At 28.8% G+C, this 23597-nt stretch carries 21 protein-coding genes; 6 read left to right on the top strand and 15 right to left on the bottom strand.

Annotated features, from left to right (window positions below; genetic code table 11):
* Nucleotides 1–93: 93 nt before the first annotated feature.
* On the bottom strand, nucleotides 94–774 hold the full coding sequence (locus tag Q6H37_RS11180) for a response regulator transcription factor (protein ID WP_318741921.1): 681 nt from the start codon (nucleotides 772–774) through the stop codon (nucleotides 94–96).
* A gap of 353 nt (nucleotides 775–1127) precedes the next feature.
* Between Q6H37_RS11180 and Q6H37_RS11175 the strand changes: the two genes are divergently transcribed.
* The gene (locus Q6H37_RS11175) at nucleotides 1128–1424 is read left to right on the top strand and encodes a hypothetical protein (RefSeq protein ID WP_318741919.1); all 297 of its coding nucleotides are present in this window, start codon (nucleotides 1128–1130) and stop codon (nucleotides 1422–1424) included.
* A 129-nt stretch (nucleotides 1425–1553) separates the two neighbouring features.
* On the opposite strand, the gene Q6H37_RS11170 is transcribed toward Q6H37_RS11175, so the two are convergent.
* The 4 genes from Q6H37_RS11170 to mtnK all read right to left on the bottom strand — a co-directional run bounded on the left by Q6H37_RS11170 (nucleotide 1554) and on the right by mtnK (nucleotide 5334).
* Nucleotides 1554–1757, bottom strand: a complete 204-nt coding sequence (locus Q6H37_RS11170; protein ID WP_318741917.1) for a hypothetical protein — start codon at nucleotides 1755–1757, stop codon at nucleotides 1554–1556.
* 637 nt (nucleotides 1758–2394) lie between these two features.
* Nucleotides 2395–3042, bottom strand: a complete 648-nt coding sequence (locus Q6H37_RS11165; RefSeq protein WP_318741915.1) for a class II aldolase/adducin family protein — start codon at nucleotides 3040–3042, stop codon at nucleotides 2395–2397.
* Between the two features lie 16 nt (nucleotides 3043–3058).
* Nucleotides 3059–4114, bottom strand: coding sequence for an S-methyl-5-thioribose-1-phosphate isomerase (gene mtnA / locus Q6H37_RS11160; protein WP_318741913.1), 1056 nt, complete (start codon nucleotides 4112–4114; stop codon nucleotides 3059–3061).
* The gene (gene mtnK, locus Q6H37_RS11155) at nucleotides 4114–5334 is read right to left on the bottom strand and encodes an S-methyl-5-thioribose kinase (RefSeq protein WP_318741911.1); all 1221 of its coding nucleotides are present in this window, start codon (nucleotides 5332–5334) and stop codon (nucleotides 4114–4116) included. The genes mtnA and mtnK overlap by 1 nt, the downstream gene beginning before the upstream one ends.
* A gap of 314 nt (nucleotides 5335–5648) precedes the next feature.
* Here mtnK and Q6H37_RS11150 point away from each other — a divergent pair, with 314 nt between their 5' ends.
* Together Q6H37_RS11150 and Q6H37_RS11145 are read left to right on the top strand one after the other, a co-directional pair.
* Nucleotides 5649–6032 carry a BlaI/MecI/CopY family transcriptional regulator gene (locus Q6H37_RS11150; RefSeq protein WP_318741909.1) on the top strand — a complete coding sequence of 128 codons (384 nt, stop codon included), beginning with the start codon at nucleotides 5649–5651 and terminating at the stop codon, nucleotides 6030–6032.
* Nucleotides 6033–6037: 5 nt separating this feature from the next.
* Nucleotides 6038–7816, top strand: coding sequence for a M56 family metallopeptidase (locus Q6H37_RS11145; RefSeq protein WP_318741907.1), 1779 nt, complete (start codon nucleotides 6038–6040; stop codon nucleotides 7814–7816).
* Between the two features lie 95 nt (nucleotides 7817–7911).
* On the opposite strand, the gene Q6H37_RS11140 is transcribed toward Q6H37_RS11145, so the two are convergent.
* The 3 genes from Q6H37_RS11140 to Q6H37_RS11130 all read right to left on the bottom strand — a co-directional run bounded on the left by Q6H37_RS11140 (nucleotide 7912) and on the right by Q6H37_RS11130 (nucleotide 11642).
* Entirely contained in the window at nucleotides 7912–8643 is a 732-nt protein-coding gene (locus tag Q6H37_RS11140) for a TerC family protein (protein WP_318741905.1), read from the bottom strand.
* Nucleotides 8644–9384: 741 nt separating this feature from the next.
* Nucleotides 9385–10500 carry an amidase domain-containing protein gene (locus tag Q6H37_RS11135; protein WP_318741903.1) on the bottom strand — a complete coding sequence of 372 codons (1116 nt, stop codon included), beginning with the start codon at nucleotides 10498–10500 and terminating at the stop codon, nucleotides 9385–9387.
* Nucleotides 10501–10913: 413 nt separating this feature from the next.
* Nucleotides 10914–11642, bottom strand: a complete 729-nt coding sequence (locus Q6H37_RS11130) for a J domain-containing protein (protein ID WP_318741901.1) — start codon at nucleotides 11640–11642, stop codon at nucleotides 10914–10916.
* A gap of 265 nt (nucleotides 11643–11907) precedes the next feature.
* Here Q6H37_RS11130 and Q6H37_RS11125 point away from each other — a divergent pair, with 265 nt between their 5' ends.
* Nucleotides 11908–12453 carry a serine/threonine protein kinase gene (locus Q6H37_RS11125; protein ID WP_318741899.1) on the top strand — a complete coding sequence of 182 codons (546 nt, stop codon included), beginning with the start codon at nucleotides 11908–11910 and terminating at the stop codon, nucleotides 12451–12453.
* Between the two features lie 93 nt (nucleotides 12454–12546).
* Here the strand turns inward: Q6H37_RS11125 and Q6H37_RS11120 are convergent, their stop codons facing one another.
* From Q6H37_RS11120 to Q6H37_RS11095, 6 genes are all read right to left on the bottom strand, one after another.
* On the bottom strand, nucleotides 12547–13947 hold the full coding sequence (locus Q6H37_RS11120) for a L,D-transpeptidase family protein (RefSeq protein WP_318741897.1): 1401 nt from the start codon (nucleotides 13945–13947) through the stop codon (nucleotides 12547–12549).
* A gap of 184 nt (nucleotides 13948–14131) precedes the next feature.
* Nucleotides 14132–14593, bottom strand: a complete 462-nt coding sequence (gene msrB, locus Q6H37_RS11115; protein ID WP_318741895.1) for a peptide-methionine (R)-S-oxide reductase MsrB — start codon at nucleotides 14591–14593, stop codon at nucleotides 14132–14134.
* A gap of 51 nt (nucleotides 14594–14644) precedes the next feature.
* The gene (locus Q6H37_RS11110) at nucleotides 14645–16282 is read right to left on the bottom strand and encodes a rhamnogalacturonan lyase B N-terminal domain-containing protein (RefSeq protein WP_318741893.1); all 1638 of its coding nucleotides are present in this window, start codon (nucleotides 16280–16282) and stop codon (nucleotides 14645–14647) included.
* Between the two features lie 248 nt (nucleotides 16283–16530).
* Nucleotides 16531–17307 carry a hypothetical protein gene (locus Q6H37_RS11105; RefSeq protein WP_318741891.1) on the bottom strand — a complete coding sequence of 259 codons (777 nt, stop codon included), beginning with the start codon at nucleotides 17305–17307 and terminating at the stop codon, nucleotides 16531–16533.
* Nucleotides 17300–17782: an RNA polymerase sigma factor gene (locus Q6H37_RS11100; RefSeq protein WP_318742988.1), complete on the bottom strand. Its 483-nt coding sequence runs from the start codon at nucleotides 17780–17782 to the stop codon at nucleotides 17300–17302. The genes Q6H37_RS11105 and Q6H37_RS11100 overlap by 8 nt, the downstream gene beginning before the upstream one ends.
* A 406-nt stretch (nucleotides 17783–18188) precedes the next feature.
* A complete protein-coding gene (locus Q6H37_RS11095; protein WP_318741889.1) occupies nucleotides 18189–18536 on the bottom strand; it encodes a hypothetical protein in 348 nt (115 codons plus the stop codon).
* A 246-nt stretch (nucleotides 18537–18782) separates the two neighbouring features.
* Here Q6H37_RS11095 and Q6H37_RS11090 point away from each other — a divergent pair, with 246 nt between their 5' ends.
* Nucleotides 18783–20864 (top strand): methyl-accepting chemotaxis protein, encoded by a 2082-nt coding sequence (locus Q6H37_RS11090; RefSeq protein WP_318741887.1) that lies wholly within the window; start codon nucleotides 18783–18785, stop codon nucleotides 20862–20864.
* A gap of 412 nt (nucleotides 20865–21276) precedes the next feature.
* A complete protein-coding gene (locus Q6H37_RS11085; RefSeq protein WP_318741885.1) occupies nucleotides 21277–22476 on the top strand; it encodes a pyridoxal phosphate-dependent aminotransferase in 1200 nt (399 codons plus the stop codon).
* Between the two features lie 119 nt (nucleotides 22477–22595).
* Here Q6H37_RS11085 and Q6H37_RS11080 read toward each other — a convergent pair whose 3' ends face one another.
* A complete protein-coding gene (locus tag Q6H37_RS11080) occupies nucleotides 22596–23576 on the bottom strand; it encodes a serine hydrolase (protein ID WP_318741883.1) in 981 nt (326 codons plus the stop codon).
* Nucleotides 23577–23597: the final 21 nt, after the last annotated feature.

Genomic DNA, 23597 nt, shown 5'->3' with positions numbered 1-23597 from the left:
TAAGTACTGCTATGCGTCTGAATAAGTGATTCTAAGGTTCAGCTGAAGAAAGTCATGCTTATAAGCAAACTCCATCTGAACCTTAGAATCACTTTATAACATTTTATACCCTATACCAAATACTGTTTCTATAATAGATTTTTTCTTATCACTATCCAGCTTTTTTCTAAGCCTTTGTATATGTACATCTACAGTTCTACTATCCCCTTCAAAATCGTATCCCCATACTTTTTCTAAAAGCACATCTCTAGAAAGAACTGTTCTTTTATTTTTTGCTAAAATTAGTAATAAGTTATATTCTTTTGGTTTTAACTTTATGAGATTATCTCCCTTAAATACTTCTCTACTACTTTCTAATATTTTTACATTATCTGAAAGCTTTATTACATCTTCATGTTTTTCCTTTAAACTCTCAATTCTTCGAATACATACTTTTATTCTTGCTATAACTTCTCTTATATCAAAGGGTTTTGTTATGTAGTCATCTGCTCCAAATTCAAGACCTATTATTTTATCCACTATATCATTTTTAGCTGTAAGCATTATTATAGGTATTTTATAATTTAAACTAACTTTTTTACACACCTCATATCCAGTTATATCAGGAAGCATCAAATCTAAAATTATAAGATCAATATTTTTGCTTTTAACTATATCTATTCCATGAATACCATTTTCTGCTTCAATTACACTAAAGCCTTCTTTTTTCAAATAATGAGATAATATATCTCTTATATCTTCTTCATCTTCAATAATTAATATATTTTTGTCCATAGTCATCCCCCATTTTTAATTTTATAATGAGCTAAAATATAATATTAACTAAACTATAATACTATTAAAATATTGCCAAGTTGTAAACTCTCTTCCATCTTCTTCTTAACATATTATATATTGGTTAAAATTTATCTACTATGACACTTTCTCCTCTTATAATATCATCTACTGTACAATTTGTATCTTTCTAAATGAAATAAGCGTGGTTTTTGGCCAAGCTTTTTAGAGAAAAATATATACAGCTATATAAATATTTTGAAAATAAATACAATTATGGTATAATGTGCACAAGAGGTAATATAGAATAAATTTCTATTAAAACATATTAGTAAATTTATGGGAGGATAATTATGTTGGAATTAACTAATTCTAAAAGATGGGGAATAGGAAGTTCATCATTAATAATTTCTATATTCTCTATTATGTTTTCATTTACTTTTTTTAACGGAAAATGTGTAGGAGAGCATATTTTAGGTGCACTTGGAATATCTTTTCCTGTATCAATAATTTCTTTGATTTTATTTTGCATATCAATATTTATTGGGCACAAATACGAAAACGATTATTTAGCCAAACCAGGAAAAGTATTATCTATACTATTCATTATTTTAATGATTATATCATCACTAGTAAGTTCACTTTTTTAAAAACTTATATATTGAAAGGTAGTTCAAATAAAAATTGGACTACCTATTTTAATACGCATTATAATTTTACAATTCAACTCAATAGGTCATTTTTTCATTGTTGCACTAAATAATTAAAATTATAAAATGCTATTTTTTATTATACTTTAATTTATATACTATAAATGGTAATACTCCTAAAAGAAATGAATATTTTTTATCAATATATCTGTCATATAAACCTTTGTGAATTGATATCTTATCAGGCAAAATTGGCATTAACAAAAACATTATAATTACAGGTAGTACCAAAATTAAGATATCTACTAACATACTTTTTTTATTAAGCTTCATTTTACAACATCCTTTTCTTCATTATATAATTCAAAATATGATACTATAATTTCTAGTAAGTATATCATAAACCATATGATTTTCAATTAACCTTTTTAATAAACATTGAAATACTTTATACAAGGGCTGGTACTAATGGAGTCGATAGTCATTACTCATAATTTATTTTTTATAGTATTTATTGAAAATCCTATTACTGAAGAAGAAAAGCAGCCTAAATATACTAATTAAAAATAAAACTTGATATTAAGCAATATTCATAATTGGAGACTTTACCACTCTTTTCATATGGACGCATTTTCTTATTCTATGTTAAAATAAAAATAGATGTGCTTACCCTAGCACAACTAAGCTCATTTCCTATCCTGGTAACTGCAGCAGCAATTACCAGGTTTTAATTTTTTTACCCACAGTTATATAATTGAATTTAAAAAACAAGCACTATTTAGTAATTTAATAGAAAGCTTTACAGCCTTTGTAGATATACCTATACTTTAATCTTTTCTTTTTGCCACATCTATTTTTAGCTTTAAAAGTTGACTACTTTAATTATGTTGAATCTTTATGAGTAATGATATTTCAATGTTGCTGTTTTAAGCTGGATTATTAATTTTAGTTTTATCAACAACTATAAAAATTACTTGGTCTTCCCCATCCTTTTTACTCTATTTAATTTTTCTATTTGGTTATCACTTAAGTTTCTCACTTTTCCAATGATTTTTGTATACAACGTTATTTTTGATACCATTTCTAAGTTCTCCATCTTATAATAAGCTTCCATAGCAGTTCTACCTACCGTTAAGGCTCCATGATTTGCTAAAAGAAGAACATCGCTATTAGATATTTCTCTTTCTACTGACTGAGGTACTTCCTCTGTGGAAGGTGTCCCATAAGCACAATATCCTATATTTCCGAGAGAAAAAACAGCTTCAGGTAAAATTACAGGTTTATCTAACCTTTCGCCAGAAGCTGCAAAAGCTGTAGCTGCTGGTGGATGTGCATGTACTATAGCTTTTACATCCTTTCTCATTTTATATATAATTAAGTGCATTTTTATTTCAGAGGTTACCTTCATATGACCTTCAATTATATCTCCATTTAAATCCACTTTCATAATTTCATCAGCTCGAATTTCACCTTTATTCACTCCTGTAGGTGTTATTAGTATTATGTTATCCTTTAACTTTATACTAATGTTTCCATCATTTGAAGCTACAAAAAATCTTTGCTGCAGCCTCTTTCCTACTTCTAATATCTGTTCCCTTAAATATGTTTCTTCATCCATTCCCTTACCTTCCTATCTATTTATTATTTAAAAGCTTCTTCAAGTTTTCTTCATAAGGAGGGTAAACTATCCCCTTCTCTGTTACTATTGCCGTTATATTATCATGATCAGTTACATCAAAACTAGGATTATAAACCTTTACTTCCTTAGGTGCAGTCCAAATTCCAAACCTACAGGTAACCTCTTTAGAATCTCTTTCTTCAATAGGTATTTCTTTACCTGTTGGTGTATTTAAATCAATACTTGGAGTAGGTGCTGCAATATACATAGGTATTTTAAAATATCTTGCCAATATGGACACTCCCATAGTACCTATTTTATTAGCTGTGTCTCCATTAGCAGCAATTCTATCACAACCTACTATAACTGCATCTATTTTTTGCTCAGACATGACCACTGCTGCCATGTTGTCTGTTATTGTAGTTACATCTATTCCTGCCTCATGTAACTCTAATGCTGTAAGCATTGAGCCTTGAAGTCTTGGTCTTGTCTCGTCAGAATATATTTTTAAATGCCACCCTTTCTCCTTTGCAAGATATATAGGTGATGTTGCTGTTCCATATTTAGAAGTAGCTAATTGTCCTGCATTGCAATGGGTTAATATCCCCATACCATCCATTAAAAGAGTAATTAAATTTTCCCCTATTTTTTTGCATATAGCTATATCCTCTTCATGTATTCTTTTTGCTTCTTTTCGCAATATATTTTTTATAACCTTTATTGGTTTATCCTTATTTTCACTAACCTTATTCTCCATAATTTTTAATGCCCAGGATAAGTTAACTGCTGTAGGTCTGCTGCTATTTAAATATTCACATTGTTTCCTAATATGCTTTTGAAATTCTTTAAAGCTATCTTCATGTGCATTTTTAATTCCAAAATATAGACCATAAGCTGCCGTAACTCCTATAGCAGGAGCTCCCCTTACTACCATGTGACGTATGGCCTTCCAGATTTCTTCAATGCTGTCATATTCTATATACCTTATTTCATTAGGTAATTTAGTTTGATCTAAAAGTATAAGTTTATCTCTAATATCATCCCATTGAATTGCCAATAATCCTTCTCCCATTATATCCTCTCTCCATTCACTTCTTTGATAAAACTTGTTAAGCCCTTTACATCGCTTATTTCATTTCTCTTTAAAAGCATTGTCTCACCTATAAACAAACCTAATCTTTGAGCTTTTCCTCTTTTTTTCAAATCTCTTATAAAATCAAGATCAGGAACATGAGCCATTCCTAAAATTCTCCTTATTAACTCACAAGCAGCAAATCCAATAGTTTCATGTAATAAATTATCTATATAATAATCTTTATATCCAGAAACTTTTGTGCATATTTCTCTAGAACCCTTATCCCAAATTTCTTTAAAATTCTTTTTAAATTCATCCCATATTTCATCTATTGAATTTAATAAATATTTTCTATAATCCTCTATTTCTAATTTGCTTTTTTCTTCTCTTCCTTCCCAGGATATATAGTTTAATATAAAGTTTGCAATAAGTAATCCAATATCATATCCATAAGGTCCATAAAAAGCAAACTCTGTATCAAATATTTTCATGCTATTTTCTGTTATAAAAATAGAACCTGTATGTAGATCTCCATGTAAAAGTGCTTCTGCTTTAGTCATAAAAATGTTTTTTAATTTTGCAGTTTCCAGCAATACCTCTTTCCTTGTCCATAAACTTCTTGCATATTCCATTATATATGGATTTATGTCATTTGATTTAGCATCCATATAAGGATCTGTGAGCACTAATCTTTCTGTTATATCACACAATTCTGGATTAATAAATTTTGATACTTTTTTCTTTTTTTCTATTGGTCCAATTCCAAAATCTGAGGTATAGAATAAATTTTTAGCTAAAAATTCACCAACCTGCTTAGGAAACTTAGGATACTTCTTCATATCCATAAGTCCCTTTCTAAGCATATCCATATCCCCTAAATCTTCTACTATTGATAATGCATAATCATCATCATGATAATATACCTTTGGTACAGAATTAGGGCATGCTTTATCCTGTTCAATCATAGCCTCTGCTTCTATTCTATTTCTGTCTAAAGTCAACTTCCATCCCTCTCCTGCTACTCTTAGATATGGAAGAGCTTGTTTCATAATTACGGATTTTCCACTAATATTATCCTTTATCCTAAACACCAAATTTAAATTTCCATCTCCTATTTCCTGAGCTGTCAAATCAGCATATTTATTAAAAATTCCTAAATCTAAGTTTTTCACATATGATGCTGAAGTTTCATTAGTCATTGCCTTATATTCTGACATGCAAAAACACCTCCCTAAATATTTATGCTTTAAAAATCATTCTTAATAACATATATTCAGACAGGTGTATCTTTATTAATATACTTTCTTCTAATGAAGCTGGAAATTTAATAAATAACTTTTTAAAGAAGATAAATTGATATTATTATTCAACTTTCAATCCATCAATACTTTTTCCTTTAATTGATGAACTTAATTAAACACTATTTCATTATTAATTTTTAAATTATTTCCAAAAATTGTATTGACTTCCTGCGATTACAGTTGTAAACTAGATTTACAAATTACTTTTGTAATCGAGGAGGTGAAACTATATGTGTAAAATTCCTAAAATATCAGATGCTGAATGGACTATAATGAAAATAATATGGAAAAATTCTCAAGCCACATCAGCATATATTATTCAATCACTAAAGGATAAAAACAAGTGGAAACCAGCTACCATTAAAACTTTAATAAACCGACTACTGAATAAAAAAGCAATTGGCTTCAATAAAGTGGGTAATGAATACTACTATTTTCCACTAATATCAGAAGATGAATGTATAAAATTAGAAAGTAATTCTTTTATCAATAAGGTATTTAATGGCTCTATTAAATCTATGATTTTAGCCTTTGTTGAGTCAAAAGAAATATCTAAAAAGGACATAGAAGAGTTAAAAAAAATACTAAACCAACCAAATAAAATGAAAGGTTGATGTGTATGGACTTTATAGGTATCTTTGAAATAGTTGTACTCTCATCCTTCATTGGCAGCATAATAGTACTAGTGTTATTAGCTATTAAAAGAGTATTTAAAAACAATTTAAATTCTACATTTCATTATTATATATGGATGATATTAATTTTAAAACTAATAATTCCCTTTGGACCACAATCTCATTTAATTTTTCCCAATATTCACAAAAGCATTTATATACAACCTAATACAAATGAAAATACACAAAAAATACAAATCAAATCTCCTTTGAAGCTTGAAAATGGAAATATAAATTATTCAACACTAGCAAATACTATTCATTCCCAAAATAAAAGTAGTACTAACACCATTGTTAATACCTTTTTAGAAAACAGTGCTACTATTGAAAAGGGACTATGTTTTTTATGGATTCTTGGAATTATATTTCTAACAGGAGTATTAGTTCTAGGCTATAAAAAACTGAAAGAAATTGTTAGTGCTTCTATAAAAGATATAAACTACTCTAACAAAAAAATTCTACATGATTGTAAGAATGTTATGAACATAAGATCCCACTTAAAATTGTTCTATTCTTCTCAAATTAGCAGTCCTTCTTTATGTGGATTCATTAAACCAAAGATATTAATTCCAATTACTGTAGCAGATAACGTTAGTGATGAGGAATTTAAATACATCTTAATGCATGAGCTATATCATTTCAAAAATAAAGATATACTAATAAACTCACTTATAACTCTGTTATCAGTTATATATTGGTTTAACCCACTCTTGTTATATGGCTTTCAAAAAATCAGGCAGAACTGCGAAATTCATTGTGATTATCAAGTAATCTCTAATTTAAACCAAGGTGAAAATGTACAATATGGAAACACAATAATTAGAGTATTAGGGTTAGCTCAAAAAAATAAGATGCTTATTGGAACTACACCAATGGTTATGAATAATTCTGGAATAAAAAGGAGGATTATTATGATTTCAAGATATAAAAAGCCAAGTATTAAGAACATATTACTGGGAGGCATAATTATAACTATCATAGGCGGATTAAGCATTACATTGAACACTTCAAGTATTGGTTTATGTAACAATTCTAAAGCTGCAGAGATACATGCAAAAGCATCAGAAATTACTACTAAAAGTAACATTAGCAGTATGTCTAATGACAAACTGTTAGATAACATAAAAGCTCTGCAAACCAATAAGTCAAATCCTGTAGCACCATTCTCAGCAGATATAGTTATTTATAATAGTCACCCTGATGAAGATTATAAATTAGCATCTGGTATAAAAGTAAGCGAACTAGGTGCCTTAATCAATGATAAACTTGTAAAGGAAGGCTTAAATAGCAAATTTCTTCCATGCACTGCACCTAAAGAGTATACAAAATCCTACTATAATTCACGTGATCTGATAAAAAAGAATGTAAAAAATTATTCTAATACAGTTCTTTTAGATATACATGGAATTGTAGGCTTATCTGATGCAGAGGCAGATAAATCTAAAGCTAAAACCATAACCTTTGTATTTGCTAAAGAAAGTCCATACTATAAGGATAACTTTAAGTTTGCTAATTGCATAGTAGATAACATTAAACGTGCAAGTAAAATTCAAACAAATACAATCTACTTTAATAAGGGAAACACTTACTTCAACCAAGATTTATCTAACAAATCGGTACTTATTGAAATTGGAAATGATTTTTCAACTGAAAAAGATATTAAAGATTGCATAGATACTCTTGTTTTAGCAATAAAGAATACTCAAAAACTCTCATCTAAATAACAAAATCCATTAATAAAGCAATTAAGGCAAGCACCTTAATGATGCTTACCCTAATTGTTTTCTTTCCAGCTTGTCAATATAATCTATTCTTTTCCTTAAGAGTTAACTGGTGATTGCTGTTTTTTTACAATATAAATTCCATAAATTATAGTTAATAATGCTGCTCCATAGCTTATTATTTGTACTACGACAGGAGCTACTAAATTTATTGTTAACCTATCTTCAAAAATCATTTTAAATGATGTATGAGCAAGTATTGCAGCACCTATATAAGTAACTATAGGATATTTATTCATGAGTTTTGCTACCAATTGGCTTCCAAAGAATATAATTGGCACATTTAAAATCAATCCAAATATTATAAGTGTCATACTTCCATCTGCCAAGCTTGCTATTGCAAGAACATTGTCCAAACTCATAGTAATATCTGCTGCAATTATACTAAACACAGCTTTCGTAAATTTTTTTGAAGCATGTACATTATTCTCCTCTATGTTTGATTCCACTGCACATTCTTCACTTAATTGAACTTTATTTTCTTCACTTGCTTCAGGTTTTATAAAATCATAAGTAATTTTTACCAACAGGAGACCACCTACAAGACGTATAGGAAGCCATTGTATTGCTAAAATATATACTAAAAAGCATGTAAATAAAATTCTTAACATCATTGCTGCAAATATTCCTATGAAGGATGCAGATTTTGCATGCTTTGGAGGTAAATTTCTAGTTGCTAGTGCAATAACACCTATGTTATCGCCACTTAAAACTAAATTCATAACAGTAATTTGAAGAGCCTTCATCATAAAGAGGCTTAAATCTGGCATATTGTTATCTCCTTCCGTAATTTTCAATTCTACAGTTATAATTGCTTAATATTATAATACTAGTTTATCATAAATCTCATGCAATGCAACATTCATAATCCCATATTATAGTTATTGTACATATTGTAAATAGTCACAAATACCATATCCTTCATTATTCTCATACTATCTTTAATAATCCTTAATAATGTTTATAAAGATATACACTACTTTCTCAAGCCATGAATTGCACAATATAGAGTAAATATATTGTAGTAAAATGTTCTTATATTGAATAACACAAATTGGATGATAATATAATAACATATAAATAAATGCACTTTTTTTAAACTCCTTCATATAATAATATAGTACTTAATTACTATGGAGGTATATAGATGTATTATAACTATGATACTGATGAAAACTACTATGCACCTTACTCATACATGCCATTTTATACAATGATGGATGATGATATGATGGATTATGGTATGACCCGTCAGAGACCTTAGTATTACCCTTCACAACGTCCTCGTCCTCAACGTTGTGGTCCTAATGGCTGGTGGGTTCCTGGACATTGGGAAAGACGCTGGGTACCTGGACATTGTGAGTATAGAAGACCTAGATAAGAAGCACATTAGAAACCTTAGCTAAAAGCAAAATTAAAAGATACCTATTTAAAAAAAGAGCAAAGGTTAAATGACACCTTTGCTCTTTTACTTTCAAACAAAAATAAATATATTTTTATAATTTCGAATATTAATAATTTACACGGATCAACCAAAACTTTATATTTTTGTTACTCCACCCAAGATCCCATGGTACTCTGTTCCTATCTGTATTATGACAGCTAATTAAAGGATATCCTTTTGAATCAACAGCTGTTACAACTGAAATATGTTTAATATCACCTTTTTTTTCATAAGCAATAAAATCTCCTGGAAGCAACTTATAAGAATCCTTATATACCTTCTCATAGTTTCCATATGCAATAACAGATGCCCTACCACTATGAAGCATATATGCTTTAAATCCATCAGCATTTAACCAAGCCCGAGTTGCTCCGATATTATCGTAATTCCAAGCAGAATTTTTTCTAAATCCTCCTCCCTCAAATAATATTTGGGATGCAAAATTGGCACAATCTCCTCCCATGGGATTATAATCCCTATACTTTTTATTATATTTAAATCCATATACTTCATCATTAGCTGCTCCACTATATTGATCAGCATATTCTACAGCCTTTATTCTTCTTTCATTTATATTGGAAATATCTCTTGATGGTTGTGATGATATATATTGTCTAATGGAATCCACTTTTAAGCCATCTAAATTTAGAGAATCTGCAAAGGGGTCTTCATACCATTCTTTTGTAATTAACCACCCTCCATCTTTATTAACAATACTTAATAAATGATGCATTCCTATTCTAGATGTATTCACTAATTGTGGCTCATTTTCATATATATACTTATATTCCATCGAACATACCAAGCTTACTGTATATTTGTCATCCCTGCCTTTAATACTTTTAATTACTATTTTAGATAAAATGTCAGTAAATTTAACTCCTTGCTTTTCTTCCCAGCTTTCAATATAGTTTATCTTCTTTTTTTCATGTTCATAAGCCCACACTCCATACTTAGTACTTTTATCATAAATAGGCTCTATCATTTGTAAATTTTTATCTAATATAGCTTTATTTCTATCTTGAAAAATTTTTTCTACAGAACTTGCAATTTCTTCTTTAGAATCAATATTACTACCTAATACTTGAGTAGTATGACTTATATATATCAGTAAAGATACAATAATTAATATTACAATTCTTACAACCATGGATTTATGTTTATTTATAATATAGAATTTCATATTTTGATTCTCCTTTATCTCCTAATGGAAAATATAAATCTTACTCTAGACTTTTAACCTATAGTAAGATTTATATTAAATTTGTGTATTTGTTATATTGTTTTTATTATAATTGAGAATAGAGGATACTTTTAGTTTATACTATTGCAAAATAATTATTACTAAATTTATATGAAAATATTTAACAAAGTTTTTTCATTCAACTTTTATTTTAAAAGCCTGCACCTAAAATAGGTACAGGCTTCATGTAATTGAGCGTGTGGGTTAATCGAATGAACCCACTTATAGTTTATACATAAATATAAAAAATTATTATCTTAATTTATTAATAATGTGATGATTTAAGCTTGTTTCTTCATATTCTTCAAAATAACTGAATATACTTTATCTCTAAACATCTTAAATTTTTCTAGTTAATTAAACAATCTATGAATTAATGCACTAGGAGCTTGAACTTCTTCCGTTAGGTACTCCAATTGGCTAACTTTTTCCGAATATATTTCATCTTGTTTCGATGTATCATGCATCTGCATATCATGATGAGAATCTATTTTTCTACCAAGATTTTCAGAATTATTATCTGAGTAATTTACATGTTTGTTATTAACATTAACTTTCATTCTACCCATTTGTACTATGTTTGTACTTATATCCCTCTGAATTTTATGAATTGAAGCATAATCACTGCTAACTAACATTCTTTCTGCAGCTCCATATATTAATAAAATTGCTATAATACTTGCTATAACAATATTCCTTTTATTTAACTTTAAAAAGCTGCTTATTTTAAGCTTTTCTTTTTTTGTACCTTCTTTTCTAATTTCTTCTGACATATAAGAATTATACGCATTATTAATATTACCAATGTTACTGCTGTCAATATTAATATTATTAATGGTATCTTTCATGTATGAATCATAAATTACATTGTATTTTGTTCTGCTTTCTACATTGTTTAATATGTTGTATGCTTTATTTATATCCTTCATCTTTTCATTTGCTTCATTTAAGTTACTATTCAAATTTAAGTCTGGATGATATTTCTTTGCTAAAGCCTTATAAGACATGGTAATTACTTCTTGTGAAGCATTTCTATCTACTTGCAATATTTTATAATAATCTTTAAAGCTATCTCTGTTCATATTTTACTCCTTTTCCTACACTAGAATAATATGTATATAATGTGCTTTTGATTTAGTTAATAGCTTAATAATATATTAGAAATGTTACACTAGTATAACAAAATTGTGTCAAAACTGTGTATATATTATTAAAACTTTTTTATGATAACTATTTTGATAAAATCCATACCTTTTTGTATATAAGTAACATATTATTACTTTAATAATATACTGTAATATAAAATAATTTACGCATGACAAAGAATTACAAAGCGAGGTATTTGTTATGAATAAGCTACACAAGAATTACCATTGTGGCATAGATGTAAGTAAATTAAAGTTTATTGGAAAAGGCAGTCAAGGTAAAGTATATTTCTTGCCGCCAGACAAAGTAATAAAAGTTTTTTTCAATGATGATTCCTTCAAAGATCAAATTCATATTTTGAAGTGTGCACAAGAAAGTAGGTTTTTTACTAAGATATATAATTATGATGACGACTCTATAATTATGGATTATGTACCCGGACCTAATCTTAAAGAATACTTGAAAAATAATTCTTTAGATGAAAAGATAGCATTTGAATTAGTAGAATTAATATACAATTTTGAACTACTAGGATTTACAAGATTAAATATTCGTTCTCCTCATATCTTTGTACAAGCCGATAAATCTATTAAAGTAATAGATCCTAGAAAAAACTTTGAAATTGTTGAAAAATATCCTGTAAGTATACTAAAAACATTAAAGAAACTTGGATATTTAAATATATTCTTTAAACTAATAAAAAATAAATACCCTGACAAATATTCTAAATGGAAAAAATTTCATTAAATTAGGTAGAGTTATTAATTTAACTCTACCTCCTAAAAAATAGTCCAGACTTTTATAACATATACAATTAATTTAAAAATACTATTTCTGTCTTCATTCCTGTTCTTCATAACAAATAATAGGAGTTCCTTCTTCTATATTATCAAAAATTGCTTTAGCCAAGTCTAACGGAACATTTACGCAGCCATGAGTTCCATTTCTCTTGTATATATCTCCTCCAAAAGAATATCTCCAGGTTGCATCATGTATCCCTATGTTTCCAAAAAAAGGCATCCAATAACTTACTTCAGTTTCATAATTTAACCCACTTAAAGTTGCTCCATTTTGTTTATAATTAAGCATATAAGTACCGAGCACAGTAGAGCACCCTCTATTAGGATCTCCTGTTACTATATCACCTTCCGTTATAAGCCTTCCATTTTTATAAAACCATAAATGCTGTCTTGTTATATTAACTTCTACATAAGTTTTTCCTATTTCATCTTCACCTCTAGGTAAAGACTTTTGAATATATATAGGTTCTTTTTCTAGAGTTTCACCAAGCCTTATGTTTTCTAACAACACTTTTGTTTCAGCAATACAATTGACTTTCCATCCGTAAAGCCCACCCTTAACTTCTACTATTTTGCCTATAGATGTTTTAAAATTTCTTGCTATGCCAACTGTATCATATTTTTTTGCCAATCCTTGCACATATTTATCAACTGCTTTTTCATCTATTACTGCTTCTAAATTTTCATCAACATTAAGCCATTGATTTATTATATTTCCATCTAATATTTCATTTTTATTTTCAAATATATAAATGATTTTTGTTGATACATACTTATTTAGTAAATCCTTAGTTTTAGAAACTTTATTAGAATTTAAGGTGTACTTTGGGTTTTCATAACAAAATTCTTTGTTTAAATCTAATTTCATTTTTCCTTCTAGTATATTCATTTTTATAGCTTCATTCATTTTACCTTTATTTATCTTACTTCCATATACTTCCTTAATGACCTTATAGCAACCATTTGAATATTTAAAATTCACATTGCGAGGTTCTATAATAGCTTTATTCAAACAATTTAATTTATTTATCTTATTTTCCAAGATGTCCTGATTATAAATAAACAAATCATTTACATAATATTTTTGATTTTTAAATAAAGAAATAATCCATTTAAATGAACTTTTCTTGTGGCAAATTTTAAAAATATTGTTTGTTTCATTGTATTGCAGCTCTATATCTTGTCCTACTATTTCTTCTATCTCTCCATTTCTCTCTACTAGATGAAGCTTATAATTTTTAGTATAATTCCTAATTATATTATTAGCATCATCATATGACTTTAATGAGACATCTACTCCATTTATCACTGTATTGAAAAAGAAATGATTAGTAAAATACACTGAAATAAGTAAATATATCAGTATAATTGAAAATATTACAATAGCAATATTTGCTTTATCTTTACTTTTGAAAAATTTTTTCACATTAATATTTCTCATATAAATTTATACCTTTCATCAAAATACAAGCATATTTTAAATATAATAACTAATTTAAAATATGCTTGTATTTTTGATTTTAAAACTAAATATATGGATGCTAATTTTAAATATAAATAAAAAGTATCTGTTTATAGCACCATTGCAAATATTGCTGGAATTAAATTTATTTCAAAAATTGTATCTAATTTTTATTATCCTCTATCAAAGAAATATATTCCTCATATCCTTCTTCTTTCATTTTATCAAGTGGAATAAACGTTAAGGCAGCAGAATTGATACAATACCTTAATCCTCCTTCTTCTGTAGGACCATCATTAAAAACATGACCAAGATGAGAATCAGCATTCTTGCTTCTAACTTCAATTCTATGCATATTATGACTAAAATCAGCTTTTTCTTTTATGAACTTTCTACTTATAGGCTTTGAAAATGCAGGCCAGCCACAGCCAGAATTAAATTTATTAGTAGACGCAAATAGTGGTTCACCCGAAACAATATCAACATATATGCCCTTTTCAAAATGATCATCGTAAGTATTATTAAAAGGCCTCTCTGTTGCATTTTCTTGAGTAACCTTATACTGCAGTTCATCAAGCTTTTCCTTTAATTCGTCTTTACTTGGCTTTTTATAGTTTTGTGACATAAAATCACTCCTTTTAATCTTTGTTTCCTATTATAAAGCATTCTTTGATTTTTATTCTGCTAATTCTATACAATCATAAGAATAAGCAGGACTCAAATAAGTGCTAAGAGCAGCCTTTCCGCCAATAGAAGCTATTGTAATAGTGTTTTTACCAGTTTTAAAGTAGGATGCTGGGATCTTCCATGTAAAAGTAGTATTATTTCCACGATAAGTCCCTACTGTTAAAGTACGTGAACTAGGTTCTGTGGAAGGACTTTTAGAAGGCAGTTTATTTCCATTAATGGTTACATCAGGACGTCCGCTACTGTAGGCAGTAGTAATACCTATATTTAAGCTATGAGCTTCTTTAGCTTGGTCGGAGGTCAAATTAAAATTAATTGTTGTTGGATTGTTAGCAGCACTAAATTGTGCAGCAGGAAATTCATTCTCAGCATCACTGCCTATTGTATAAATAACTGGTCCCCAACTTGAATTACGTATATCTGATGGATGCATTTTTGAAATATTTTTTCCATTTAAAAATTCAAGTGGAGTGCCATCCCAATTGCCAATTCTCCAAATTACAGGTATATTGCTAGGGTCTTTAGTTATGGTTAAACTATTAAGACTTGTGGTCTTATAAGGCTCCACCTTAACAGTATCTTTATAAACAGCAAGTTCACCCTTATAAACTAGCATAGTATATATACCAGGCTTCATATTATCACATTTACCATAACCAGTTGTTGATGTATCATTCCAATATTGTGCTGTGTCATTTGAAAAACTGTACATATATTTATATCTTCTATCCATGCCGGAAAGTCCTTTTATTTCCACACTTCCCCTGTTTGAAACCCATCCTTGAAGCTTCAAAGAAGACATCCAATTAAAATCAGGAATGCTAGGTTTTGAACCTGTTGTAAAACATAAGGCATATGGTCCGTATAATCCCATACGAAATGGTTCTGTTTTTCCTTCTGCATGATTCATAACATTATATATTTCAGTATCATCTCCTGACTGAAACTGAATATCACGGAAAAAAGGTCCTCCAATTGAAGTTTCACGGCTGCCATAAGCCATAAATACACCAACACCTTTACCAGTGCATCCACGAATGCTTAAATCCTTAGCCTGATCATTACCATAATACTTGGAAGTAATCGTTTTATCAAGATGAATAAATACATCAGGTCTCCCTTCCAATCCAACAGCTCCTTTATTATTTGATTCAGCTGGAACGTTGGTTAATACATTTCCATTTCCCCTGAAAATGTAACGTAAAAGGCCATCTGATGGTTCCTTTGATATATAAGTTGCCATATAAATTGTATTGTCTTTAGAACGTGATGCATAATAATGTGTTAGTGCTGCCTGTTTCACTGTAATAAGAACTTCTGTATTGGAAGAAAACTTGCTCCATGTTACATTTGATACACCTAAACCACTATTGATCTGAGATTTCTTCTTCTGAGAATTAAGCTCAGTTCCATTTAATTTACATGAAGTCATATCACCATTTTTTTTATCAATAGTATAAACCAAACCTGCTCCTGTGTTTACTACAATGTTTGAACCATTATCAAGAACTTCTATAAGATGACTAGTTTTAGCCTCAGCTAATATCACAGAAGTTATAATAAATGAAGTTATAATTATAATACTAATTAACCAGCATAACGAAATTCTTTTTAACTTATGCTCCATAGTCTTTACCTCCAATGTTATGATTTATAGTTAATGTTAATATTTTCATTATAACTTTGAACTATTAATAAAAAATATAAATATTATTAAGAATTATTAATTTTCTCTCCCGCTTCACTTCTAGCTTTCTTTAATCTAAGAAATATATTTCTCATATCTGAAGAGCTTAATAAAAAAAGCCATAATGACCTTAAAATTCATTATGGCTAATGCTTTATATAGAAAATCTAACTATCCAAGAACTCTGTCTATTTTGTACTTATAACTTGTTGTGCCATTTTAACTAATTCATCTTTTGATACATTAGAATCAGATACTAAAAGAGTATAGTTAATTCCATCTTGCATCCAATTTAAATATTGAACTTGAGAGATTTTTTCCTTATCAGAATCAGATCCAAAACTAAATACATATTTACCAGATAACTTATCCTTTTTATCTTGTTCTGTCATTTTATAATTTTCTGGCTCAGTCTTGCTAGCATATGAACGATAATATAAATCTATACCATTACAATTAGCAACAACAGTCTCCTTCTTTGATCTTTCATCTAACTTTCCATTTTCTATATATAGACTTAATTTATCATTTCCTTTTGTATAATCAAAATCAAGTGACTTTGTTTTTCCTGCAAAATTACCTTTATCATCAGTTCCTTTATTATTTACAATACATCCACTTACAAAAGTATATCCATTGTCAAATTTATTAACTAATTTAGGATTAGATTTAAAATCCTTCTTCACTTGTTCTACTGTAGGTATAGTAGTATATGTTGGTTTACCACTTGAACTTGAAGTTATAGAAGTTACTTTTCCTGCAGCAAATACAGTTGTTCCTATTACCATAGTAGCCACTAATGCACCTATAATTTTTTTCCTAATTGATCCTTTTTTGAACATTTTAAAATTTTCCATTTTATCAATCTCCTTTTTATCTGGTAAACTATTTAACGTTGCACTTACCTTATTTTTAAAACTTTCAGGTGTATCTGGAAAGACACTATTCCAATCATAATTACTCATAAATTGCCTCCATATTCTCTAACTTTATTTTTAATAATTTTCGTCCTTTTGCCAATCTACTTTTTACAGTTCCTGTAGGTATTTTCAGAGTTTCTTTAATTTCTTCTACTGAATATCCTTCTACATAATAAAGAACAATTGCAATCCGAATACGTTCTGGTAACTTTCGAATGGCCAAATATAATTCCCTATAGTCCTTCCTATCCTCAGCCTTGGTGGACTCAAAGTATTCTTCATAAGATACCTCTGGATACTCTTTGCGTTTTAAATCATAACATTCATTTATGAGTATCCTAATCAACCATGTTTTAAAATATTGTTCTTTTTTTAGTGTATCTATTTTATCATAGGCTTTTAAAATTGCCCCTTGAACTGCATCCTCACAATCTTGATCATGAGTCAAAATTGATTTAGATACATGATATAAAGTAGATTCAGCTTCAAGGACATTAGCTATAAATGTTTCTTTATTCAATTGACTTCCTACCTTTCTTTGCAAACTGTAGCGCTACTTTTTTGCTTTACACTAATTAGATGGATATATGTATTAAATGGTTCATTTTATTTTCACTTAAATTTAAATTTTTTTATAATATCCAAAGCTAACTTTATTTTCATGGTAATTTAAAACAATGTTATAACCTAATTCTTTGGTTTTCACACCTACTTCTTTCAGCTAAATATAATCATTCAAAATAAATACCAATATACATTATATAACTTTACTATGCAAAAAAGGCTGTAGTACTAAGAATAAATTTCTTAGTACTACAGCCTCATTAAAATTTTTATCTATATAAAAATGTTTATATGATACAGATGTATAGCCCAATTTTCACCTTAAAAATCTAGCAAAATTTCTTTTTCACAACTTTAAAAAACTAAAGTGAAATTTGTAAATTCATTACAAATTTATTTTTAAGTTCAATTTCTATCTCTTTGACATAATGCGTATCAACATCTTCATCAATTGTAATATGACAAATATCATCTATATTTATACAAATTGTAGGAACAGCATCATTATCTACATCTTGAAAATCCAACAAAGCTTCTTCTTCACAATTTTTAAAAAAATTATAATCAAATTTTTCATATAGCTGATTTGTCATTACGTCCTCATTACTATCTACTGTAATTTGTTTTCCTTTAAATGCTTGTAATGCTTTGTCTAGTCTTGACATCATTTCATTTTGTTCTTTTGATAATATATTACCTGACTTTTCCATAGTTATCCCTCCTGTAAAAGAATCCTTTTATAATTATAACAAGTTTTGGTTAACTATAACAGTTAAGTCAGGTCCATTTTTGGGAATATTATAATTTCTTTAAAAATTTTAAGTTATTTTGTAATATACTATCATAATAACACTAGAAGGTTTCATTTAGTTATGTTAAAATATTTTATAAAAGCAGACAAATATGGTATAAGATAATTCCCCCTTATAAACATTAATTTTAAAGGAGAATATTCTATGAAATCTATTAAAAACAAATTAATTACTTTTGCAGTATTATTAGTATTATTACCAGTTCTAATCACTAATTTTGTATGTTATTACTATTTTTCCAGCAATATATCCTCTAACGTAATCGATAACAACAAAAAACTTTCATCTACAATATCTGATGGTGTTAAGGATTTTATAGATAAAGCCTACACACTTACTGAAGAAATGGCACAAAACAAAACAACTATTGATTTCAATGCGGAAGATCAGAAAGGAATGCTTACAAACGCTTTAGCTAAAAATCCTTATTTTGACTTACTTTATATTCAAAATACTTCTGGGAAACAAACAGCTCGTTCCTCTGGAGAATTAGGAGATAGATCTAATAGATGGTGGTTTACTCAAATGATGAAGGATAAAAAACCTTTTGTTAGCAAATCCTACTACTCTGCAAACGGAAATATGGCTGTGACTTCAATATTTCACCCGATTTTTGATAAAAGTTCTAATATGCTAGGAATATTTGGAGCCGACCTCAAATTAAATGAATTACAAAAACTCGTGGACAAGTATTCGAATGGTAAAAATGTCTACTCATTTATTTTAGATAGTGAAGGTGTTGTAATTGCTCATCCTGATAAAACTCAAGTTTCAGAACTTTATAATTATAAAACTTTGAAAAAAACAGTATTAGTTAAAGATGCCTCTGGTAATGTAGAAAAAGATGCGTCCGGAAATACAAAAACTAAGCTTGAAGATATAACTATTCCTCAAACTCTTAAAGAGACTGTTGAAAAAGCACTAAAGGGAGAATCTGGTGTTGTTGAATACTCAGATAGTAATAAAAAAGAAATGCTAGGTGCCTATACTACAATAAAGCTTCCTGGCCAATCACAAAGCTGGGCAGTGGTAACAGTTGAAAACAAAGCATATGCTATGTCAGTACTAAAATCTACTCAACTTAAGAACATTTTTATAGCCTTAGGATTATTATTACTAATTATCATATTAATATATTTATTAACTAAAAAATTCACACAACCTATCCTTGAACTAGTAGCTTTAATGAAAAGAGCATCTGAAGGAGACTTAACAGTTAAATGTAACCATAAAAGTGAAGATGAAATTGGAAACTTAAGCTTCAACTTTAATTGCATGATATCTCAAATTAGAGATCTTATTAATAATATAAGCAATACTTCAAACCTTGTAACAAATTCAGCTAAAACTTTAGCTATTAACACTGATACAACTTCTCAATCTATTGAACAGGTTGCCTTAAATATTGCAGATGTTGCTGCTGCTGCTGAAAAACAAACTTCGAACTCTATTACTGGCCTTGATACAACTACAAAATTGTCAGACGAAATTTCTATCATGACAAATTATATGAACGAAGGAAAAATGTCTGCTGAAAAAATATATACTGTTAGTACTAAAGGAGTTAATATTATTGGCAGCTTAGAAACTGCTGCAAAAGAAAATAATAATTCTATAAACAATATAGCAGTAGTTGTAAATTCTCTAAGCGAAAAAGCTAATGTAATAGGAAATATAGCAGATACCATAACTTCAATTTCAGAGCAAACCAATCTTTTAGCTTTAAATGCTGCTATAGAAGCTGCAAGAGCTGGTGACGCCGGAAAAGGATTCTCTGTAGTTGCTGATCAGGTTAGAAAGTTATCAGAAGATACTGCTGCCTCAAGTAACCATGTTAAAGATATTATCTCCAATGTTCAAATGGATGTTAATAAAGCCAAAGAGGCCATATCCCAAGCAGAACTTGTAGTAAAAAAACAAAATGATGCAGTTAAATATACTGGTGAAACCTTTAACGAAATTTCCTTAAAAATTCAGGATGTAGTAAATAAAATTATTACTACTGCATCCAGCCTTGATAATGTACTTATTAGTAGAGATCAACTGCTTATACTTATGGAAGATGCAGCAAAAGTATCAGAAACTCTCTCAGCATCTTCTGAGCATGTTTCAGCTATAACAGAAGAACAAAATGCAGCTATGGAGGAAGTAACAGCACTAGCAGAAGATTTAAACAAGATGTCCTCCACTCTCAATGAATCAATAAAAATCTTCAAATTAAACTAATAATAAGTTCCTTGAAAAATTTTTAGAAATTTTAAGCCAATGCCTAGCTTTTAGGTATTGGCTTTTTATCTGTTGAACAAGTTGATTCTATAAATAAAAAAATTCATAAGTGTCAATCTAATAATTGTACAAGTTCAAAAATGATACAAATGAAACAAAATATGCACAAAACTATTGCATTTGACTTTTTAGAGTAATATAATAAAACAGTGAAAAGGTTAACAGAATACGTTTAAATTTTAACATAGCCTTATCAATGACTCAATTTTCGCAATATGCTTATACTAAATAAGAATTTTCTATTTGTCAAAGTTGAATTAATAGCTATGTAAAAATAAAAAACACTAGATAAAAGCATATAAGCACTTAATAAAATTAGGTGTTATATAGCTAAAGAGGAGGAAAACTATAAATGAAATTTTCTGACAGAATAACTGCAATGGAGTGCTCTCCAATAAGAAAACTAATACCATATGCTAATAAAGCTAAAGGAAAAGGTAAAAAGGTTTACCATTTAAATATTGGTCAACCTGATATAGTAACACCAAGACAATTTTTTGATGCTGTGAAAAATTTTAATTGTGAAATTTTAACTTACTCACCATCTAACGGAATACCTGAATTAATTGATGCTGTAATTCCCTACTACAGAAATTATGGTATGGAATTTTCAAAGGATGATATATTAGTAACTAATGGTGGTAGTGAAGCTTTATTATTCACACTTATGTCATTATTTGATAAAGGTGATGATATAGTTATTCCTGAACCATTTTATGCAAATTACAAGAGCTTGTTTCAAGTTCTAGAGATAAATGTTGTTCCTATTAGCACTAAAGTTGAGGAAGGCTTCCATCTTCCTTCAAAGGCTGAAATTGAAAAAATTATTACTCCTAAAACAAAAGCTATATTAATCTCAAATCCTGGAAACCCAACAGGAACAGCTTACACAAGAGACGAGATCAATACATTAGCTTCTGTTGCTAAGGAAAAAGATATATTTATAATATCTGATGAAGTTTACAGAGAGTTTGTATATGATAATTTGGATTATGCAAGCTTTGGAACTATAAAGGATATAGAAGATAAGGTTATAATAATAGACAGCATATCTAAAAGATATAGTGCTTGCGGTGCTAGAGTAGGTTTAATCGTAAGCAGAAACAAAGAACTTATTACAAATGCCTTCAAGCTTTGTGAAGTAAGATTATCTGTTGCTGAATTAGAACAGATAGGTGCAGCAGCTTTATACAAAACTCCACAAAATTATCTAAAAGAAGTTAATGAAGAATATAAAAAGAGAAGAGACATAGTTTTTGAAGCTCTTAGCAATATGGAAGGTGTAGTATGCAGAAAACCTGAAGGAGCCTTCTACTACATGGTAAAACTTCCAGTAGATAATGCAGAAAAATTTGTAATTTGGCTTTTAGAAGAATTTGACGTAGATGGAGAAACATTGATGATGGCACCAGCAGATGGCTTCTATGAAACAGAAGGACGTGGAATAGATGAAGTTAGAATAGCCTATATTCTTAATGAATCTGATTTGTTAAAATCCATGAACATTTTAAAAGAAGGATTAAAAAAATATCCAGGAAGAACTACAAAATAGTAATCTTAGGTTTTTTAATTAGAAATATTGATTGTTGCTATTACAAAATAAAGAAGGAATTGAAGTTTTTATTTCAATTCCTTTTTATTTTATATTCAATTAGTCATAATTTACTTAAACTATACACAATCCTCAAACATTGGTTCAATATACTCTTTAATAAGTTTTATTCTATCCTCAGCATTAGGCACAAAAAGAGAAGCAATAGAAATTACCATTCTATTCTTTGTATTGACATAAATCACATTTCCTCCATCTCCCATAGCTGCATAGCTATGTTCTTTCTCATCAATAATCCACCACAAATAACCATAGGACAGCTTGCCCCACTTACTATGTTCTTTTATACTCTCCTCTATCCACCATGTGGGTACAATTTGTTTACCATTCCATGTTCCTTTATTTAAATACAACTGACCTATTTTTGCCATATCCATAGGTGTCAAGGTAAGACCCCAACCTGCTGTATTTACTCCTTGTGGGTCCGCAACCCAGCCCTTAACATCTTTCTCTTCATACCAGGCAAGTTGTTCCTCCTTATTATGAAAAACTACATTGCCATAAACATTAATGCCAAGTGGTGAGAATAAGTTTTCTGTTGCAAAATCAATCACAGATTGTCCAGTTGTTTTTACAATAATACCAGAGAAAATATCTGGTCCTATGACAGGAGTGTATCTAAATTCTCCTATCTTTCCCTTGCCTCCTAATAAATCAAGTGCACTATTTACCCAGTTATGGCTTGTAAAATATTCTATATAGGGTTCTGACTTATACTTATATGGAGCTGTCATAGTCAGCATATCCTTAAGTGTAACATTCTGTATGTTTTTTTCTCCTCTTTTAACTGTATAATCAGGGAAAAAATCCAATACTTTCTGATCTATACTTTTGATATAACCTTTGTTTATGGCAATACCAATCAATATGGAAATAATACTTTTTGTTACTGAAAAAACATGAAGGGTGCTATCAGCTGTATATCCATTAAAGTAGTTTTCATATAGTGTTTTACCGTCTTTCAGTACAATTATGCCTGCAGTGTTATTATAGCTGCTGTTTATTATCTTTTCTAAGCATATCTTTTTTCTTTGATTCATATGATCACCTCTAAATAAATT

The organism is Clostridium sp. JS66, assembly GCF_033561535.1.
GTDB lineage: Bacteria > Bacillota > Clostridia > Clostridiales > Clostridiaceae > Clostridium_AM > Clostridium_AM carboxidivorans.
This window is presented reverse-complemented; position numbering and strand designations above follow the sequence as displayed.

Bases quoted from the DNA above. Each gene is read 5' to 3' on its own strand.
- Q6H37_RS11180 (WP_318741921.1), bottom strand. From the start codon at position 774: ATGGACAAAAATATATTAATTATTGAAGATGAAGAAGATATAAGAGAT.
- Q6H37_RS11175 (WP_318741919.1), top strand. From the start codon at position 1,128: ATGTTGGAATTAACTAATTCTAAAAGATGGGGAATAGGAAGTTCATCA.
- Q6H37_RS11170 (WP_318741917.1), bottom strand. From the start codon at position 1,757: ATGAAGCTTAATAAAAAAAGTATGTTAGTAGATATCTTAATTTTGGTA.
- Q6H37_RS11165 (WP_318741915.1), bottom strand. From the start codon at position 3,042: ATGGATGAAGAAACATATTTAAGGGAACAGATATTAGAAGTAGGAAAG.
- mtnA (WP_318741913.1), bottom strand. From the start codon at position 4,114: ATGGGAGAAGGATTATTGGCAATTCAATGGGATGATATTAGAGATAAA.
- mtnK (WP_318741911.1), bottom strand. From the start codon at position 5,334: ATGTCAGAATATAAGGCAATGACTAATGAAACTTCAGCATCATATGTG.
- Q6H37_RS11150 (WP_318741909.1), top strand. From the start codon at position 5,649: ATGTGTAAAATTCCTAAAATATCAGATGCTGAATGGACTATAATGAAA.
- Q6H37_RS11145 (WP_318741907.1), top strand. From the start codon at position 6,038: ATGGACTTTATAGGTATCTTTGAAATAGTTGTACTCTCATCCTTCATT.
- Q6H37_RS11140 (WP_318741905.1), bottom strand. From the start codon at position 8,643: ATGCCAGATTTAAGCCTCTTTATGATGAAGGCTCTTCAAATTACTGTT.
- Q6H37_RS11135 (WP_318741903.1), bottom strand. From the start codon at position 10,500: ATGAAATTCTATATTATAAATAAACATAAATCCATGGTTGTAAGAATT.
- Q6H37_RS11130 (WP_318741901.1), bottom strand. From the start codon at position 11,642: ATGAACAGAGATAGCTTTAAAGATTATTATAAAATATTGCAAGTAGAT.
- Q6H37_RS11125 (WP_318741899.1), top strand. From the start codon at position 11,908: ATGAATAAGCTACACAAGAATTACCATTGTGGCATAGATGTAAGTAAA.
- Q6H37_RS11120 (WP_318741897.1), bottom strand. From the start codon at position 13,947: ATGAGAAATATTAATGTGAAAAAATTTTTCAAAAGTAAAGATAAAGCA.
- msrB (WP_318741895.1), bottom strand. From the start codon at position 14,593: ATGTCACAAAACTATAAAAAGCCAAGTAAAGACGAATTAAAGGAAAAG.
- Q6H37_RS11110 (WP_318741893.1), bottom strand. From the start codon at position 16,282: ATGGAGCATAAGTTAAAAAGAATTTCGTTATGCTGGTTAATTAGTATT.
- Q6H37_RS11105 (WP_318741891.1), bottom strand. From the start codon at position 17,307: ATGAGTAATTATGATTGGAATAGTGTCTTTCCAGATACACCTGAAAGT.
- Q6H37_RS11095 (WP_318741889.1), bottom strand. From the start codon at position 18,536: ATGGAAAAGTCAGGTAATATATTATCAAAAGAACAAAATGAAATGATG.
- Q6H37_RS11090 (WP_318741887.1), top strand. From the start codon at position 18,783: ATGAAATCTATTAAAAACAAATTAATTACTTTTGCAGTATTATTAGTA.
- Q6H37_RS11085 (WP_318741885.1), top strand. From the start codon at position 21,277: ATGAAATTTTCTGACAGAATAACTGCAATGGAGTGCTCTCCAATAAGA.
- Q6H37_RS11080 (WP_318741883.1), bottom strand. From the start codon at position 23,576: ATGAATCAAAGAAAAAAGATATGCTTAGAAAAGATAATAAACAGCAGC.